Annotated in this window: 13 protein-coding genes; 4 read left to right on the top strand and 9 right to left on the bottom strand. The window is 45.2% G+C overall.

All coding sequences use genetic code 11. The annotated features are described in order from the left end of the window. Window positions 1-68 precede the first annotated feature (68 nt). Both FAM09_RS16075 and FAM09_RS31415 read right to left on the bottom strand, forming a co-directional pair. A complete protein-coding gene (locus FAM09_RS16075; RefSeq protein WP_136578152.1) occupies window positions 69-860 on the bottom strand; it encodes a DUF7151 family protein in 792 nt (263 codons plus the stop codon). 59 nt (window positions 861-919) lie between these two features. Then, on the bottom strand, window positions 920-3271 hold the full coding sequence (locus tag FAM09_RS31415; RefSeq protein ID WP_136578151.1) for a T9SS type A sorting domain-containing protein: 2352 nt from the start codon (window positions 3269-3271) through the stop codon (window positions 920-922). 256 nt (window positions 3272-3527) lie between these two features. Between FAM09_RS31415 and FAM09_RS16065 the strand changes: the two genes are divergently transcribed. Further along, window positions 3528-4178, top strand: a complete 651-nt coding sequence (locus FAM09_RS16065; protein WP_136578150.1) for an acyl-CoA thioesterase — start codon at window positions 3528-3530, stop codon at window positions 4176-4178. Here the strand turns inward: FAM09_RS16065 and FAM09_RS16060 are convergent. The 3 genes from FAM09_RS16060 to FAM09_RS16050 form a co-directional block, all read right to left on the bottom strand. Continuing rightward, window positions 4132-4788 carry an alpha/beta hydrolase gene (locus FAM09_RS16060; protein ID WP_166437175.1) on the bottom strand — a complete coding sequence of 219 codons (657 nt, stop codon included), beginning with the start codon at window positions 4786-4788 and terminating at the stop codon, window positions 4132-4134. The genes FAM09_RS16065 and FAM09_RS16060 overlap by 47 nt on opposite strands. Before the next feature lie 96 nt (window positions 4789-4884). After that, window positions 4885-5655: a DUF7151 family protein gene (locus tag FAM09_RS16055; protein WP_136578148.1), complete on the bottom strand. Its 771-nt coding sequence runs from the start codon at window positions 5653-5655 to the stop codon at window positions 4885-4887. Between the two features lie 270 nt (window positions 5656-5925). Beyond that, a complete protein-coding gene (locus tag FAM09_RS16050) occupies window positions 5926-6552 on the bottom strand; it encodes a hypothetical protein (RefSeq protein ID WP_136578147.1) in 627 nt (208 codons plus the stop codon). Window positions 6553-6753: 201 nt separating this feature from the next. Here FAM09_RS16050 and FAM09_RS16045 point away from each other — a divergent pair, with 201 nt between their 5' ends. The 3 genes from FAM09_RS16045 (at window position 6754) to FAM09_RS16035 (ending at window position 12649) form a co-directional block, all read left to right on the top strand. Then, on the top strand, window positions 6754-8517 hold the full coding sequence (locus tag FAM09_RS16045) for a T9SS type A sorting domain-containing protein (protein ID WP_136578146.1): 1764 nt from the start codon (window positions 6754-6756) through the stop codon (window positions 8515-8517). Window positions 8518-8950: 433 nt separating this feature from the next. Beyond that, complete coding sequence (locus tag FAM09_RS16040; RefSeq protein WP_136578145.1) at window positions 8951-12016, top strand: ligand-binding sensor domain-containing protein; 3066 nt, start codon at window positions 8951-8953, stop codon at window positions 12014-12016. Window positions 12017-12019: 3 nt separating this feature from the next. Further along, window positions 12020-12649, top strand: coding sequence for a response regulator (locus tag FAM09_RS16035; protein WP_136578144.1), 630 nt, complete (start codon window positions 12020-12022; stop codon window positions 12647-12649). Between the two features lie 28 nt (window positions 12650-12677). On the opposite strand, the gene FAM09_RS16030 is transcribed toward FAM09_RS16035, so the two are convergent. The 4 genes from FAM09_RS16030 to FAM09_RS16015 all read right to left on the bottom strand — a co-directional run bounded on the left by FAM09_RS16030 (window position 12678) and on the right by FAM09_RS16015 (window position 17831). Then, on the bottom strand, window positions 12678-13301 hold the full coding sequence (locus tag FAM09_RS16030; RefSeq protein ID WP_136578143.1) for a hypothetical protein: 624 nt from the start codon (window positions 13299-13301) through the stop codon (window positions 12678-12680). Between the two features lie 24 nt (window positions 13302-13325). Then, window positions 13326-14174, bottom strand: a complete 849-nt coding sequence (locus FAM09_RS16025; protein WP_136578142.1) for a DUF4249 domain-containing protein — start codon at window positions 14172-14174, stop codon at window positions 13326-13328. A 2-nt stretch (window positions 14175-14176) separates the two neighbouring features. Further along, window positions 14177-16771 (bottom strand): TonB-dependent receptor, encoded by a 2595-nt coding sequence (locus tag FAM09_RS16020; RefSeq protein WP_136578141.1) that lies wholly within the window; start codon window positions 16769-16771, stop codon window positions 14177-14179. Between the two features lie 91 nt (window positions 16772-16862). Further along, window positions 16863-17831 carry a FecR family protein gene (locus FAM09_RS16015; RefSeq protein ID WP_136578140.1) on the bottom strand — a complete coding sequence of 323 codons (969 nt, stop codon included), beginning with the start codon at window positions 17829-17831 and terminating at the stop codon, window positions 16863-16865. Window positions 17832-17882 lie beyond the last annotated feature (51 nt).

Genomic DNA, 17882 nt, shown 5'->3' with positions numbered 1-17882 from the left:
GATCAGCAAAAATAGGGTAGCCCCGACGGTACCGTCGGGGCTTCTTCATCCGATGAACCGTTCGTTCCCTAATCCCTGATGTTGTATAATTTGGCTACTTCGCTATAAGGCATCTTCTGCAGATCGGCAATGCTGCGACCGGGAACCATACCAGGGATCAGCACATAGCGCACAGCCGACCCGTTATCATTGATATAACTCTTATACCCAGCCCAGCAATTTACTAAAAAGGAAAGGTATTTTTCTTTGAATACAAATGCCGCTGAAAACGAAAAATTAGATTGTCCGCTGGGATCAACATCTATAATATTATAGCTACTACTAGAGCTATTAACTATATTACTAATTACACCGTTCTTACTTTTATAATACAGCAGAACGGTGCCATTGTTCACGATATCGGCAGTTAATGCGGTTGCAGGTAATAACTGCTTAAAATAATAATTCCCCTCTTCGGGTAAATTTTTTAACAGTTCCGTCAATTCCACATCGATCCATGAAGAATAAATAGCGCCGGCCCCATCGCATACATATTTTGTTTGGGTAGTAATCACTTCATTGCTATCCAGTGTTCCGTTATTATTGGCATCTATCCCTGTTTCAAATTTGGTGCCTCCATACGTACAATTTGTACCTGCCGGCTCTTTTGTAGTTTTCGTTAAAGCCGTTTTACCATTGGCTCCGTCTTTACCATTAGTACCGTTGGCGCCATCTTTACCATTGGCACCGTCTTTACCATTAGCGCCGTTGGTACCATTAGTACCATTGGTGCCGTCTGTACCATTTGAGCCATCTTTTGAACAACCCGTTATAAAAAGTGTCGCACACAAAAGCAGCATAGAGCAATTCTTCAAATTCATAAAGTACATTTTATTGATTTGTTTAAATGAATAAGCGATTGGAACTATTTTTGAAATGGCTATTGATGAATAACCAATTTCCCATTTGCGTTACTGACGCCATCGGAGGCTTTCACAATGTATATGCCGGCTGGCAAGGTTTCCAGGTTAAGCAAGAGTTCGTTAACGCCTGCTTTTAACCGGTATTGACGGCTTAGTACGGCACCGCCGGCTGCATTAAACAGGGTAATATGGAGGTTGTTGTTGCCTGTTGATGTCCACTTTATCGTGGAATACCCGATGGCAGGAACAGGACTTAGATCCAATGCACCTTCAGCCAAAGCTGTTTTCACTGTAATGATCTTACTGAAAGTCTTATGACCGGTTGCTTCCGCTGCTACGATCCGGTAATAGATAGCCGACTTTTCAGCGGCCGGGGCATCTGAAAAGTTATACCTGCCGATATCGCCATTACCCGGTTTTTTGCTAACTATTCCGGCTGTAAAAAAATCCGCCCCATTATTACTTCTTTCAATGATATAGTTGGTTACATTTTTTTCATTGGTTACCTCCCAATTGATCAACACCTGCGTTCCGTTCCTTTTTCCTTTTACCAACAGGAATTCTATAGGTAAAGCCGTGCAGCCAGGCGGGAAGGCCATAACGGGGCCTGTAAGGGATATAGATATACTACCTCCGGCACCGGCCTGGGCGCCAAAAGTAATGGGCCCAGCAAATACAACATATGTAGTACCGGCTTTTCCGCCGGTTACCGAAGAGGCTGCATTCAGTGTTCCGTCGGAATATATAACACCACCGCCACCACCACCGCCAGGCCCGTACGGGACCAGGACTCCCCCTCTATTAGAATTACTGCCGCCATTGCCGCCATTCGCGTATACGGTGAGGTTGGAGTGACCGCTACGGGCGTTGATCAATACACTGCCGCCGGCGCCACCGCCGCCTGATGCATCGGTCCTAACAGTTGTATTTCCATTACTGCCATTGGCCAATATCAACCCGGAGTTAATGATGGCGCCGGCGCTGATTAGAACAATGCCGCCGCCCGCGGCGCCGCTGGAAGCCAATCCGGCACCCGGGGTGCCGGTACCGTTATTATTGTCGCCGGCTCCACCGCCGCCGCCCATCACCAGCCGCAACGCGCTTCGCTGTGCGAATGGAGCGCCGGCATAACCACCGGATGGTTGGGGTTGAGCCGTTGCATAACTGTTGCCGCCATTTCCGCCTGCCCCGCCATTACCACCGCCGCCGCCGCCACTTCTGTTTAAATTCATGAGCACATCATTGCTTCCGCCCCCACCGGCGTTGCCGGGGGCGCCCATGCCGAAACTTCCACCGGGATATCCTTCTGCTATATTCTTCTGAAGAGAATCATAATTGTTCAGGTTAATAAGCCGCGGTGTTCCGGCAATCCCTTCGCCCTTAGAGGCATGGAAGCCGCTGTCATTGGGGGGCGACACCATGACAAAGTCCTGGGCGGAGGCGGTACCAGTGACGCCTAGCCGTATGCCGCCGCCGCCACTTCTGTTTAAATTCATGAGCACATCATTGCTTCCGCCCCCACCGGCGTTGCCGGGGGCGCCCATGCCGAAACTTCCACCGGGATATCCTTCTGCTATATTCTTCTGAAGAGAATCATAATTGTTCAGGTTAATAAGCCGCGGTGTTCCGGCAATCCCTTCGCCCTTAGAGGCATGGAAGCCGCTGTCATTGGGGGGCGACACCATGACAAAGTCCTGGGCGGAGGCGGTACCAGTGACGCCTAGCCGTATGCCGCCGCCGCCGCGGAAACCAGCCCCGGTAACATTGATCGAATGCCCGTTCATGGTAAGGTTGTTCTTCACTGCCATCACTATTACCCCGCCGGTTGCCCCATCCCATGAAGGCGCTGTAATGTCGCTGTTTAAAATGAGTTCGTAATATACCGGTACACGAATTACCTGGTACGTGTACTGACCATCGGCGCCAAAATCGGCTTTTTTATAATTATAAACCGTTCCTGTCAGCAGCGTCAACGTACCGCCGGTCAGCGGAACCGAATTTGTTGCTACTATATATTCCATATTACCGGCGAATAACTGCACATTATCCTGGTAACCACGCCCGCTTACACCATTTCCGTAAGTAATGTCATTGGCTGCATTGATCTGCGCACCCTGCATTTGAATGATCAATAAAACATCGCCCGCACTGATAGGGATTGTTCCGTTGGCCGCACCTATAGCAACAGCAGTACTGCCTGCGCTTACAATTGCCTGTTGCCCGGGATAATATGTATTGGAAAAAGAAGTGATCGTAGAGGTAATGGGCGGCGGGCAGGTTTGCGCCTGTACGGTAGTTACTGACAACATCGCTATATACGACATCAGCAGGAAACACATGACCGGGCATTGTTGTAAAACGGTTTTCATCAGGTAACGGATTTTGCTATGGTAACAGAACATAGCGACTGTAAAAATGGACAGGCCGGGGAATCTGTTTATTAGTATTACTTGGATATAGAAAATTTGTTATAAGGCAACTGCTGACAAAAATCCAATTATTACTAGCGAATAATTATCCACTATAATTTAGTTTTAAAGCGCTGTCTTTTTTGCGTTATTACACCCCCGCCCATTTTTTCCCTCTTTGCCCTGGGATTGTTTGACCCACATAAAATAAAAATGTATGCTGTTTTACTGGTACAATGTTGTTAGCATATTCTTGCGGCGATATTTTAAAAAGAGGCTTGATGTTAACAGGCCTTTTATTAAAACATTCAGGGTAAAAGCATTTGATTGTGATGCACTTCGGGTAATGGCTGCTTATAAATACCTTATTTATATGGACTATGCCCGGTGGGAACAGTTTGCCCGAACAGATCTGTATCGTGCGGTATTGACCAGGAAGTTAGCCCCCTCCCTGGGTTCGCAAAAAATTATTTACCGCAAACCGATTAAACGCGGCGCAAGGGTTTCAATGCATGTGGAAATTGCAGGGTGGGATAACCGCTGGTTTTATCATGTTCATACATTTATGCAGCAAAATGAAGTAAAAGCTATTGGTGTTACCAGGGGCCTTTTCTGGCGAAAAGATAAACTGAATACACTGGAAGAGATTATACAGTCGGCCGGTTTTTCGAATACAAAAAAGGATCCTCCTGACTGGGTGCTGAAATTGTTTGAAAACGACGGCCAGATCATCCAAAGCATAGCTTCGGCAAACCATGGGCCCCTATTAATTCCGGAGACTGAAATGCTGGGTAAAAAAGAACTTAATTTATTGCTGGATATCAATCACCCTGATACGGGAGTAATATTTCCTGAAGGATCTTGTTGATCGCTTCCGCATGGTTTAATACAAGCAGGTGACCTCCTTTATGAATAACATGCGTAGGTTTTGCATATTTAACTGGAAATACTTCATCCCGGGTACCGTGAATATGATTCAGCGGCCTGGGCAATACGTCATTCCTCCAGGAAAGGACGGCGTTCATACCCCATTTGATGAAACGACTATTTCCATCCCTGATGACGCGCCACATGAGCTTTTTATTGGTCCAGGATTTCATGAAAATAGAGTTTTTTACCGTGGCGGTTATCTTAAAAAAGCCAGCCGGAATATGGCGTTGTAAATTCAATTTCCCGGCAAGTTTATAATAGGGGGGTAATTGACCACTAAGCGGAACGCTACTTATAATGACGGTACAAACCGGAGGAAACTGTTTAGCGATCTCGATAGCCACCATTCCTCCAAGTGATAAACCTATCAGGATAAAGGGCATATTCGAATAATACGGAGTAAATAAGCGAATAGCATATGCTGACAGCGATTCATTTTCGCCTGGAGGGATCCATTCTATATATTCTGGGTCGAACGCCAGCGGCAATTCGATATAGGAGAATAACCTTTTATCTGCTCCGATTCCACTAATAAAATAGACTTTCAAGGGCAACCTGTTTTTCGAATGGATGGAAACTAACCCGAAGGGAAGCCCGCTACAACACGATGTTGTAGCGGGCATTTTCATCCTTGAGCCGTTCCCCTAATCCTCGATGTTATATAATTTAGCTAATTCGCCATAAGGCATCTTTTGCAGGTCAGCAATGCTGCGACCCTGAGTCATGCCAGGAATCAGAACATACCGGACAGCCGATCCGTTTTTATTCAATTCGTCCCTATTATAGGTATTCCACCCAGTGTAGGTTCTTACTAAAAAAGAAATCTTTTTTTCTTTGAAAACATATCCTGGATTAAAAAAAATGGTACCTGTACCTGCTGAATCCAAATCAGTAATTGCATAGGCGCCGTCTCTTTCTATAGGAACTACTGTACTGTCCTTACTTCTATAATACATCAAAACAATTCCCTTGTCCACTATATCGGTAGTTAATGTTGGTGCAGGTATAATCTGTATGTGATTAAAGTTAACTGCCACTCCGTTGCTAAAAGTGGTATCCGTCACGTTCACATCGATCCATGAAGAATAAGTAGCACCGGCCCCATCGCATACATATTTTGTTTGGGTAGCAGTCACTTCATTGTCATCCAGTATTCCGTTATTGTTGGCATCTATACCTGTTTCAAATTTGGTGCCTCCATACTTGCAGTTTGCCCCTGGCGCTTCTTTGGTAGTTCTGGTTAAAGCCGTTTTACCATTGGCACCGTCTTTACCATTGGTACCGTTGGCGCCGTCTTTACCATTAGTGCCATTGGTACCATTGGTGCCGTCTGCACCATTTGATCCGTCTTTTGAACAACTGACCAGTAAAAGGGTCGAACATAAAACCATTAAAGAATAATGTTTCCATTTCATAAAGTACAATTATTAATTTAAAGTGAATAAAACAAAGTGACTGTTGGTTAACGGCTATAGCTGCATCCATCCGGAAGACCCAAAGGGTGCATGCATACCGCTTTGATAATCACAATAGCAGTGCAAAATTGAATTATTGAAAGAAACTCGTCTTTAGTATTACTTGGATAATGATAATTCCTTAATTGTGTGTTGAGTATTTGATCGTAGCAAAAATGTGATCCGGACCTTACCATTGAAGGTTTAGCAGATTGGCAGAATAGGGTACCGTTATTTTAACAATGGGTCTCTGAGGTCAAAGAAGTTAATTATACTGTTCTTTAGGAGGTGCAGTAGGTCGCGGGGGTAAGCAATAAGGGCTACAACAGTAATGCGGATCATCATAAGGTATCGCGGGGCAACGTAAATTTCAACCATGCCTCCCTTTGCCAATAATCCATGATAGATCGTTCGCGGGAGCGTTTGCTTTTGCATGCGCGCCAGGGCCTCAACAACTGATCCGGCGATCACATACCGTTTCTGTGTTCGAAACGTATCCACAGTAGAACGAACGTACACAGCATTTCTTTCAAAACTGGTAAGCGTGCCCTTCCGCATCCACATACAGGTGAGCTCGCACGATGTTGCTTCAACCAGATAACCGCGCTTTTGAAGGTCGATGCGTGCCTCCTCAGGAAGGATCATTTCATAGCGAAACGGGGCCGAATCATTAATGAGGTATCCTGCAACCATCTCGTTATTTTTAAAGAAGCCACGCGCAGAAGCTCTATGGAGATATTCGTCAGGGATCTGGAAGTTTCCGCCCACCGATGTAAATCCCAGGGCGAATGCCTGTTTGTCCTTCTCATCTATCAATATCCGGCTGGTAAAGCGTGGTGAATTTCGATTATTGATCATGATCTTGAAGAAAAGGTGTGACGATTTCTATTCCTGGTTCAATGCCTCCACACTGCAATATACGTTTGCAAAATGCCTGTATCGTAGTATTAATTGGATTTTGACAACCTTTAATTGTATGCAAGATTTATTTCATAAATCCAACTAATTGGACAGCCGGCGCGTGTGCAGCACTTTATCTTCGCCCTTTAATCCCAAACTATGTACAAACTAAACCTTCTCTTATTGCTGCTATGTATGTTCGCAGTAACTCCCTTTACTTATGCACAGGAAAAGCCCTGCCCAATTGGTAACAGTACCAACCTGCTAAGTAGTTTTCGCCGGCAACTGGCTGGCAAGCCAAATGGCAATGGCCGGTTACAATTACAACTATCACCAACACGCAGTTTGCCTGCTGTCGTTACTTATCGCATCGCTGACGGAACAGCATCGGAAAAACTGGCCGGCAGCATTGCCAATGTGCCGAACTCATCTTTTTACCTGGACATTGAGAACAAATCGGTACAGGGGCACATCCTGTTGCCAGACAGCAAAAAAGCGTATACGTATTCTTCCGATAACAACGGTGCTGTATATGTACAGGAAACAGACATCAATAAGATCATTTGTATCGATTATCAGGAAGCCATGGAGCCTGCCACTCCCTCAACAGCTGCTGCGAAGGTTGCTACGGCAACGAGTGCCGCCGCCCTTGCCGACCTGCAAAGCTATCCGGGCGGCAATGGTTGTGTGTTGCTCGACTTCGACGGACAATATGTTTCCAGCAGGTATTGGAATAGCGGTAATCCTATCAACGCAGCACCAGCTACCATATCAGAAGATGCGAAGCAAGAGACCTGGGAGTTGGTAAGCGAAGCCTTTCGCCCTTTTTCCCTGAATATCACTACCAGTGAGGCCGTTTTCAATACCTATCCCAAAAACAGAAGAATGCGATGCATCTTTACACCTACGAATACAGCTTTGCCTGGAGCCGGCGGAGTAGCTTATATAGGTTCGTTTGCCTGGAATGAGGATACACCCTGCTGGGCATTCAACACCAGAGGCAAAGCCGTCGGCGATGTAGCAGTCCATGAGATCGGTCATACACTGGGTTTGGATCACGATGGAAGACCCGGTGAAGAATATTATGGCGGTCAGGGTAACTGGGCGCCGGTAATGGGCGTTGGATATTCTAAATCTCTTGTACAATGGAGCAAAGGCGAATATCTCAATGCCACTAACCAGGAAAACGACCTGGCAATAATGACAGGTCATCGCTTCGGCGTAGGCTACCGCGTTGATGATTATACGAATTCAACAACGGCTGCAACTTTGTTAACAATGAATGCTTTGGGTAATGTAAGCCACAAGGGTGTTATTGAACGCACGGCTGATGTGGATATGTTTTCCTTCAGCACCAGTAGCGGCCCGGTTAACCTCACCTTTACTCCCAATGCACATTATCCAACGCTGGATATTTTAGCTACCTTATACGACCATACCGGAACTGTTATTACATCATCCAATCCGGCTGGTTTAAATGCCGGTATCAGTACCACACTGGCGGCCGGAAGCTATTACGTTTCCGTTACAGGTACGGGTGAAGGAGACCCTGCAACCACCGGTTATTCCAACTATGCATCCCTCGGCAGCTACAATATTTCCGGTACGGTTCCCATTCATATAGTGCTTGACCACGATCCTAAAGGTGGCGTTACCCCGTTGGCAAAACCGAAAGATATCATTTCATTAGTGGTATCGCCTAATCCGGCAGCCAACCAGGTTACCCTGCAATTCGGTAAACACAATAGTCATTTTGATGTTAAAATAAGGGATGTTAACGGTGTTGTCGTTTACACTGCATCGCATGTGCAAAGCGGGCAACAGATAAATATCGCCAACCTTTCGTCAGGTTTATATTTCATTACAATAAATACAGGGAAACAAACAATAACGAAGAAATTAATAAAACAAAACGCTCTATAAATGCTCGCGGATAAATGACGAAAGGCGGCCATCAAAAATAATTTGAGGCCGCCTTTTCATTTTTGGGGCTAGGGGTGTAATTGTTTTAAAATGTATGATGAATTACCCATTTCCCTTTGCGGGCAGGTTTGTGCCTGTTTGGTATGCATTGATAATATTACTATACACCATACAACCGTAAACAGGATGCGGTTAACTTTGCATTTTTAAAAACGTTTTTCATCAGGTAACGGATTTATTATGATAACAGATCATAACTGTGCAAAAGTGGAAAGGCCGGGGAATCTGTTTCATAGTATTACTTGGATATAGAAAATTTATCAATTGTATAATGAACAACTAATTGAATCATTTTTGAAAAAAAATAACCATGAGCATTGTTTATTAATAATTAATTATAATATTTAACCGTTGTAAGAACCCTAAACTGACTTTGATCAACACTATGATTAGCACCTGGGCGAGGCCACTGTTATTAATTGTATATTGTCTGTTGCGATGGCTGCCGTCAAAAGAGCAACCGCTCACTAATGGGTATAGTATAACCCATTACAACAGCGATAATGCCCTTCCGCAAAACAGTATCAATGCCATGGCCTTTGATAAAAACGGGTTCCTGTGGCTGGCCACGAGAATGGGTATAGTGAGGTTTGATGGTAAAAATTTCAGGGAGTATAATTCGCAGAATAGTCCGGCTTTATTATGGAACGAATATTCGCTGCCACAAAGAGAGCCTGGAAAAAGCAACATACTTTTTAAACCGGTATTTGACAGCAGCCACATTCTCTCCCTCACCGATGATTACCAGATCGTAACGGACAGTGTTATTTCTGCCTTGCCGTACCGGGAATTGATCACATCAAACAATCACCTGTTTTTTTATTCCGGCATTTACAAAGCACACGCAACTAAAAACGATGGAGGTGCCTATAAACAACTACTCAAAAAACTGAAGGCGTCCTATGCGCTTACTACAGTAAATGAAAGTAAAGCTTACTTTTACAATGCAGATCATTGTTACTTCCTGGATGAAAACACGCGCAGTATAACCGAACTACGGGAAATCTCCCGCCATATCCTGAAGCTTCAATTCATGGTTGGGGATATTTATTTTTATATGGATGATCAATATCACCTGTTCGCTTACAAAAACGGGGTATTACAAAAAAATATCAGTTGTGCCGGCAACCTGCTCCCATTGCTGATCAGTACAGCCAATGCTGACCACAATCCGGTACAGGCTTCTTTAAAAATAAGGAGAGATGGCAATCACTCCCTCATGGTTTGTAAGGATACGATCCTGTTGCTCCGCCTGGTCAACAACGTATTGGACTATAAAATACTGGCGGCTGATATTCCCATCAAAGACATCAAATGCATGATCTATGATGAAGGCTACCAGGCGCTTTACATAGGTACCATTACGAATGGGTTGTATGTACTGAAGCTGCATGAATTTGACAGGCTCTTTTTTAACGATCCCAGGTTTATGATCAACAGCCAGTCTTCCCAGATTGAATTGCCAGGCGGGCGCATACTCACCAGCACAGGTGTACTGAATTATACCAATAACGATCATATCGCATTCCCTGATATACACACCATCGATAAACAGGCCCTGATGCAGGCCTCCGATGGATCGATCTGGCTGTCGGAATTTGATTCCCTGAAAAGAACAGATAAGGATCTTCGATCTTTCGTCAGCGTTAAAAGCCTGGGCTATTATCTTACCGGCATTATTGAAAGGGATAATAAGGATATTATCTACAGCAATAAGCACCAGGTATTCAGGCGGCACGGAACAGAAGACGCTATTTTAATCAATGATAACGACCTGATGAAGGCAGATATCCATCTCCTCAGGGAAGTGAGTAGCCATAATTTATGGATTGGAACATCGGCAGGTTTGTTTGCCTATGACCTTTCGAAACATTCATTGCGCCCGGTACCCGGCCTGGAAAAAATGTCTATAGATATTATTCATATAGCGAGGGATAGCAGTATCTGGATCGGTACATATGGACAGGGTTTCTATAAATTTTATAAGAATAATTTCATCAAAATGCCTTTGGACTCCCGGAAAAGCCTTGTTACCGTTCATTGTTTCATGGAGGACCGGCAGGGTTATTTCTGGATACCTACCAACAAGGGTTTGTTCAGGGTGGCGAAAAAAGAATTGGATGATTATGCAGCCGGTAGCCAACCGCAGGTTTATTATTACTATGTTGATAAATCATATGGATTTAGCACCAATGAATTTAATGGTTGGTGCACACCCTGTGGCATTGAAACAAAGGATGGCCATTTTTCTTTGCCCTCACTGGATGGCCTGGTACGGTTTAATGCTGATAGCGTACATGTGAGTCTGCCCGATAAACCAATATTTGTAGACCTTGTAACGGCCGATGATAAAAGGGTGCTATTGAAAGACAAACTGGAGGTGACAAGGGATTCGAGCCGATTGATCTTTGAAATTTCAACTCCTTATTTCGGTAACAAGTTTAACCTGCACCTTGAATATGCGATAAAGGAGTTGAGCGATAAATGGTTCCCGGTGAATGAAGACGGTAAACTCATATTAACAAACATGAGAAGCGGTAAGTACACCCTTACTGTGAGAAGTCAGAATCCCTATGCGCACTATACCTATAATACGCTCCATTTAACCATACTTCCTTACTGGTATGAACAGGTGTGGTTCAGGTGCCTCCTGGGTGGGCTGGCAACAGGCGCGTTTTTATTGTTTTTTCGGGTACGGTACAATTACCAGGTAAAAAAAGCGCACTTGCTGCAGCAAAAGGTGGATGAAAGAACCGAACAATTATCAGAGAGCAACCGGGTAAAAGAGTTAATGATCTCCGCTATTCTGCATGACCTCCGGTCACCACTTCGGTTCCTGCATATTTTAGCCCGGCGAATGTACAATAACCATAAAAAATTATCAGATGGGGAACTGTCGCAGATCCTGTTCCAGTTCGACAACGCAACCAATGAAATATACGATTTTACACAGGGCTTTTTTGTGTTTACCAATATGCAAAAAGAGGGCTTTGCCATCAACCACGAAAAAATAGTGTTGCGCAACATGATAAGTGAAATTATCTCATTGGGTGAAATGGGAGCTCAAATTCAAAAAAATACTTTTAGTAACCTGGTCCCTGAACATATTGTTCTCTATTCAGATGCCAGCCTGTTAAGCCTGGTGCTGAGAAACCTGGCCGATAATGCCAATAAATATACTTTTGAAGGAGAAATAACGATTAACGCCATTCAGGATGCATTCACCACCCGAATCATTATGACCGATGCCGGCGATGCCATGGAAAAGGAACTGGTAGCACGGATCCTTGATAAAAGTTATAATCCTTCGCACCACGGAATGGGGTGGGGGTACAAGATCATTATTGAGATCCTCGGCAGGCTGCATGGTACGCTTGACATAGTTTCGGGTAATGACCAGGGTAATATAATAACCATAACTTTTGAAAACAAGGGGTAGCGAATGATAAAAATTTTACTTGCAGACGATCATCCAGTAGTAAGAACAGGACTAGGTCTTATTTTAAAAGATGAGTTCTCAGACGCGGAAATAGATGAATGCAATAACGGCAATTGTGTTTGGAAAAAAATACAGTGCACAGAATACGACCTGGTCATTCTGGACATAGCGATGCCTGGTATGGACTCCCTTCGCCTGTTGAACAACATCTTTAAGCATAAACCCGACCAGAAAGTGATGCTCTTCACGGTGAGCAATGTGGCCATTTATGCAAAAAAGTACCTGGCCATGGGCGTGAAAGGATTTATCAATAAGGAAGCTAAACCTTCAGAGGTCAGGCTTGGCGTTGCGGCCATCCTGAGCAATAAAAAATATCTTGGGCCTGACATGAAGCATATACTAACCTGGGAGGATACAGACAACCAGGCAAGCACTCCTTTCGATAACCTTACTATCAGGGAGCTTGAGATCATGAATCACCTGGTGAATGGAAAAATTATTTCAGAAATTGCCGAGATCCTTTTTCTGCATATTTCAACGGTTAGCACGCATAAGGCCAACATTATGGTAAAACTAGACGTTTCGAATATAGTTGAACTCACCAAAATGGTTCAGCTATTCAATAATAAATAAGCAAAAAACAGATTTTCTTTACTTGCCGCTATGGTTTTGTAAGATCTCTGATCTCTGTCCTTTCGGTTGCCCGTATCCATTTTACGATGCCATAAGCCTTACTCAACCACACAGCACCATATAACGGGCCAAAATAGCCTATATAATTTTCAGTTGTTTTAATCTTCAGGCAATTGTCCAGGCGGGTACCATTAATTGTCAACGTATCATACTGAAAATCCGACAACACAATGTCTCTGTCATTTAATGAAATGAATACAGAATCTGTCAATTTCATTACTGGCGGAATAGCGTACCTGAAGTCTTTTAATGTAAGACTGTCAATTGGCTTCAGCCACCCAAGCGGCGCCAGTAAAATGGAGTCGTTCCTGAACAGTATTGCCGAGCCAAGAAAATTGGCAGGTTCACTATATTGATAATTTGAGTCGTTCGTGCGTACAATGCAATAGGCGGCCTCATTTTCAACTATGAATTTCTTATAATTTAAAGTTACCGTATCGTGCAATCCTTTATATTGAAATGTATTATACGTACAATTGAATGTCATTGTACCGGCGCCTGGCTGCAAATATTTGTAAAGTCTTACCTCTTTGTTCAGGAACGACATGATAATGCCCGATAAAACGACAATGAATAAGAAAACTGATCTCATAATGTGTTGTATTTCCGTTCAGGATTACCGCTCTACCACATATTCCCGTTGCGCTACGCCGCCTATAATTCCCAGGCCATTCTTTATATTGTTATACACGATCACTTTTTCCGCCAGCTCATATTTATTTTCCTGCAGCGTCATAAACGTGCTTTTCAGGTAATTATAGCTGCTATAAGTAAGGGATGTTATTTCTACGGCCATCTTATTATACTGGCCACTTACAGCCGGCCGGAAGGTAAACCGCGGATTGCGGCCATTGAACAGGGCATCTGTTACATAAAACTCCTGGCGGGTTTTATCGCCAAACAATTCCCACTCGGTATCATCTACGTCAAAATATACCATTTCTTTATACCAGCCACTGCTATTTAGCCAGTACATCCGGATGCGATAGTAGTTTTGTACAGCCCCATCATCGTGCAGTTGAACGCTGATGGTGGATAACAGCCGGTTGTCGACCGGCACAGCAGTCAATTGTATGTCGCCAACCTTTACCGTATCTGGTATATGGTCACTACCTGAAACTTCTTCATACCCGGGTATCGTAGCCGTTACCCGGTAAGTGGCGCCTGCCTGCGCCGGGGTGTTGCCGCGGTAATACGTGCGACCATATATTATATAGGGTGTAAGTAGTTCTTTGAACGTGCCATTCTCATACAGGTTCACTATGGCATTTTTGATCTCTGGCAAAGGTTGCGTGCTGTTCAGCCCGCCCGATAAAGTGATCCGCGCATTTATGATACTGTCTTTATTCATAAGCATGTTCAAGACCACCTTGTTCGATTCTTCGGGAACAGCTACGGTGATATCTTTCTTGCAACTGCTGATCATCTGTATAAGTAAGATGAAAAATAAAAGTGCTGGTTTCATGGTTAGAATTTTAAGCTGTAGGAAAAACCCGGCATAATGGGTAATATGGCAGTGCCCGTGAGCGTGGCATTGTTAGCTGAATATTTACTCACTTTATAAAAGAACAGGTTTTGTTTATTATAGGCATTCAATACGCTGATATTCCAGGTACGCACATTGCCGTTCTTTTTTAGTTTAATGAAACTGATGCCAACATCAAGGCGGTGATAAGGGGTCAGTCGTACATTATTCCGGCTGCTGACGTATTCTACGGTTTGACCTGGGATAATACCGGGCCCATTTGCTCTTTCGTACCGCGCTACAGGAACGGTGAACGGCATGGCAGACTGATACATCCAGTTCCCGGTCAGTTCAACGTTCTTCCATGGCTTATACACGGTTACCAGTTGAACATCGTGTCGGCGGTCATACTTATAGGGGAATGTGCGGCCGTAATTCACGTCGGCCAATGTACGCTCACTTGTGGCCCAGGTGTATGCCAGCCAACCGGTAAGCCGTCCGGCTTTCTTTTGCAGCAATAGTTCCATTCCATATGCTTCCCCTGTACCGGCGGTTACCTGTTCCTGCCAGTTATCACCTTTGCTGCTGGTGAGATAATCGGAGCCATCCCGGTATTCTATCACATGGCGCATTTTCTTATAATACACTTCTGCAGAAAATTCATATTTATTCTGGAACAGGTTACGTGCAACACCAAGCGCATATTGGTCTGCCTGCTGGGGTGCTACTATTTTGGTAGCCGGCACCCACAGGTCTGTTGGCAATGAAACAGAATTGTTGGCCAGCAGGTGAATGTATTGGGTCATGCGGCTGTAGGAAGCCTTCAGGGCCCAGTGGCCCGGCAACAGGAAACGCAGGCTCGCCCGGGGCTGCAGGGAATGATAAAATCGTTGCTGTACGATGAAGGAACTCCAGTGAAGACCACCATTCAGTTTCAGGCGGCGTGTGATCTCCCAATCATCTTCCACATACAGGTCTGTTTCCGATGCATTGATGTTGCGGTTATTGTTCAGGGAGTCGATCGTTACCACGTCGCCGTCGGTTTGCCGCCTGCGAACGACGCCCGGCGTGAACGTACGGAGCATATAAGCGGCGCCCATTTTTACCGCATGCATAGGAGAGGGGCGGTAATCAAGATCTGTTTTCAACCCATAATCGCGGATGCCGGAATTTAATTTGATCGAATTGGTATACCTCCCGCCAAAGTCTTCAAATGTAAAAACACCGGTATTGAATGTATAGTTGCTGCCGATCAACATGGTGTTGGCAAACAGTTTGGGCGAGAAGAGATGGTTCCAGCGCAGCGTGCCGGTAATATTGCCACAACGGATATCCATATCTGTGATTTCGTAGTCCCTGGGCGGAATACCTCCATATGTTTTTCGCTGCAGGAACCTGAATTTATCCTTACCCATATAAAGGCTCAGGTAAAGCTTGTCCTTATCGGAGATCTTGTGATGTAGCTTAGCGTTAAGATCATAAAAGAAAAGGGTGAATTTCTCCAGCTCATATGATTGTTTTACAGCAGGGCCCAATGGCAGATCGGGATACGAGCGGCGGCCCGATACCACGAAGGATGTTTTTCCTTTTTTCAGCGGGCCTTCCAGCGTTAGTTGCGTGGAGAGGAGCCCAACGGAAAAGTCGCCGTGCAGTTGATGCAGATCGCCATCCTTTGTTGAAATATCTACCACCGAAGAAAGCCTTCCGCCATAACGGGCAGGAAAGGCGCCTTTATAAAGTGTTACATCTTTCAGTACACTTGTATTGAACGTAGACAATAAGCCGAGATAGTGCATGGGGTTATAGAGCGGCGCCCCATCCAGCAGTATCAGGTTCTGGTCTGGCGTGCCGCCGCGAACCAGCAGTGCACTGGTTGCTTCTGTGCCTTGTTTAACACCGGGCAGCATTTGCAGGGTTTTCAGCAGATCGGGTTCGCCCAGCAGCCGCGGCATCGAACGCACCTTTGATACCGGCAGGTTGATGCAGCTCATTTGTGAAGTTAGTTGTACCGGGGTTGCATGCGGCGCACATACGGTGATCTCTTCCAGTTGCCTGCAACTCGTTTGAAGCCTGAAATTTATATGGGCGTCGCCATGCAATCTTATTACCGTATCCACCAACTGGTAACCGGTATAAGACAGATGGATGTACAATGAATCGCCGGGGACAGTGATACTATAAAAACCATAGTTATTGGTGGCAGTGCCTGCCTGATGTTGCGGCGCCATTAGCGTAACACCGATCAGCTTTTCGCCACTGACCGCATCTTCAACAAAACCACTGACTGTTTTGCCTGTACGCTGGCGCGGGGTGATGAGGATGTTGCCGTTCTTTTGTTTGAATTCCAACGGGGTTCCTTTCAGCAATTCCTTCAGGATGGTTTCGGGCAGAACATTTTTGAAATCGCGCGCCTTCACCTGGATATCCTTTACACGGGTGAGTTCATAGGAGATCGGGATGTGGCTTTCTTTTTCCAGCAGTTTCAGTGCCGCTTCAAGAGAAGTGTCCGGAAAACTGAGACTGATCTTTGGGTTGGCAGGCTGTGCATTCACAGCGAACCAGATAGTTAGCAACAGGTAGGTTAAATAATACCGCATAAATCGTATTTAGGTTAAGGCATAGCTTTCTCCAGCCCCGCAAAGCGGGGCTTTGCGGGAGTCACTTGATTATATTAAACCTGATTATGAATTACTGAATCGTCACCCTGCCATCGTTGAGCGTATACGCCAGCCCGCTAATGTCTTTCAGCGTTTCCAGCAGATCTGCTGCGGTGGTATGTTTGCTGATGCGAAGGGTGAAACGCCAGGATGCAACGTTCGAAACATTATATACTACCGTCAATCCGTAACGTTTTTCCAGGATGCGGACTACTTCTGCAAAGGAAGCGTTGTTTAAAGCAAGATCGCCTGTACGCCAATCTTCCGATACGCCTTCCGTGCGTTTGATGGCATGTGCATCCTGCCGGTAACTGAGCTGCTGATCTGCTTTGAGTATGCCCAGGATGCGGGTGCTGTCAGACACCTGTACGGTGCCGCCACTCACCATTACCTGCACTTCATCGGTTTGTGTGTATGCTTTTACCGTGAACTCGGTGCCAAGCACTTTTGTTTGCACACCACCCGGCGTTTTTACCAGGAAAGGTTGCCCGGCATGTTTCCGCACGGAAAAAAACGCCATCCCGTCTTCCAGTTCTATTACCCGGCCTTCATTACCAAAATCCTTTTGGTAACGTATAAGGGTACCTGGTTCCAGCCACACCTCCGACTGGTCGGGCAATTGCAGCCTGATGATGCCTTTGCCTGCGGGGGCCGACACAACAACGTAGTCTGGTTTCCTTTTGTGGCTGTAAACATTATACATTACAAACGTAACTACCAGTATTGCGGCTGCGGCGGCTGCCTGCCACAAGATCCGGCGCGATCTTTTTACGCTTACTGGTGATATAGGGTGTACCTTTTCCGGCGCTATCTCCTCAAAGATCGCAGCCTTCAGCGCATCTTTCATCTCCGTTTTCTCCTCCTCACCCCGCCACAAGGGCTCTTTTTCGGGAAAGGCAGCATACCATTGTTCCAGCAAAGCCATTTCTTCCGGCGTGCAAATACCGAGGGCATGCTTTTCCAGCAAGGACGTTATGATTGGCTGTTCCCGTTTATTCATGTGTTTGACTATTTATTAGACAATGCTCAAAAAGGGTTGGTACTATGCGGA

The sequence above is a fragment of the Niastella caeni genome (genome assembly GCF_004834005.1).
Taxonomy (GTDB): Bacteria; Bacteroidota; Bacteroidia; order Chitinophagales; family Chitinophagaceae; genus Niastella; species Niastella caeni.
This window is presented reverse-complemented; position numbering and strand designations above follow the sequence as displayed.

Excerpts from the sequence above, each read along its gene's own strand:
- FAM09_RS31415 (WP_136578151.1), bottom strand. The coding sequence starts at position 3,271 with ATGAAAACCGTTTTACAACAATGCCCGGTCATGTGTTTCCTGCTGATG.
- FAM09_RS16055 (WP_136578148.1), bottom strand. The coding sequence starts at position 5,655 with ATGAAATGGAAACATTATTCTTTAATGGTTTTATGTTCGACCCTTTTA.
- FAM09_RS16015 (WP_136578140.1), bottom strand. The coding sequence starts at position 17,831 with ATGAATAAACGGGAACAGCCAATCATAACGTCCTTGCTGGAAAAGCAT.
- FAM09_RS16050 (WP_136578147.1), bottom strand. The coding sequence starts at position 6,552 with ATGATCAATAATCGAAATTCACCACGCTTTACCAGCCGGATATTGATA.
- FAM09_RS16065 (WP_136578150.1), top strand. The coding sequence starts at position 3,528 with ATGCTGTTTTACTGGTACAATGTTGTTAGCATATTCTTGCGGCGATAT.
- FAM09_RS16020 (WP_136578141.1), bottom strand. The coding sequence starts at position 16,771 with ATGCGGTATTATTTAACCTACCTGTTGCTAACTATCTGGTTCGCTGTG.
- FAM09_RS16035 (WP_136578144.1), top strand. The coding sequence starts at position 12,020 with ATGATAAAAATTTTACTTGCAGACGATCATCCAGTAGTAAGAACAGGA.
- FAM09_RS16030 (WP_136578143.1), bottom strand. The coding sequence starts at position 13,301 with ATGAGATCAGTTTTCTTATTCATTGTCGTTTTATCGGGCATTATCATG.
- FAM09_RS16025 (WP_136578142.1), bottom strand. The coding sequence starts at position 14,174 with ATGAAACCAGCACTTTTATTTTTCATCTTACTTATACAGATGATCAGC.
- FAM09_RS16075 (WP_136578152.1), bottom strand. The coding sequence starts at position 860 with ATGAATTTGAAGAATTGCTCTATGCTGCTTTTGTGTGCGACACTTTTT.
- FAM09_RS16045 (WP_136578146.1), top strand. The coding sequence starts at position 6,754 with ATGTACAAACTAAACCTTCTCTTATTGCTGCTATGTATGTTCGCAGTA.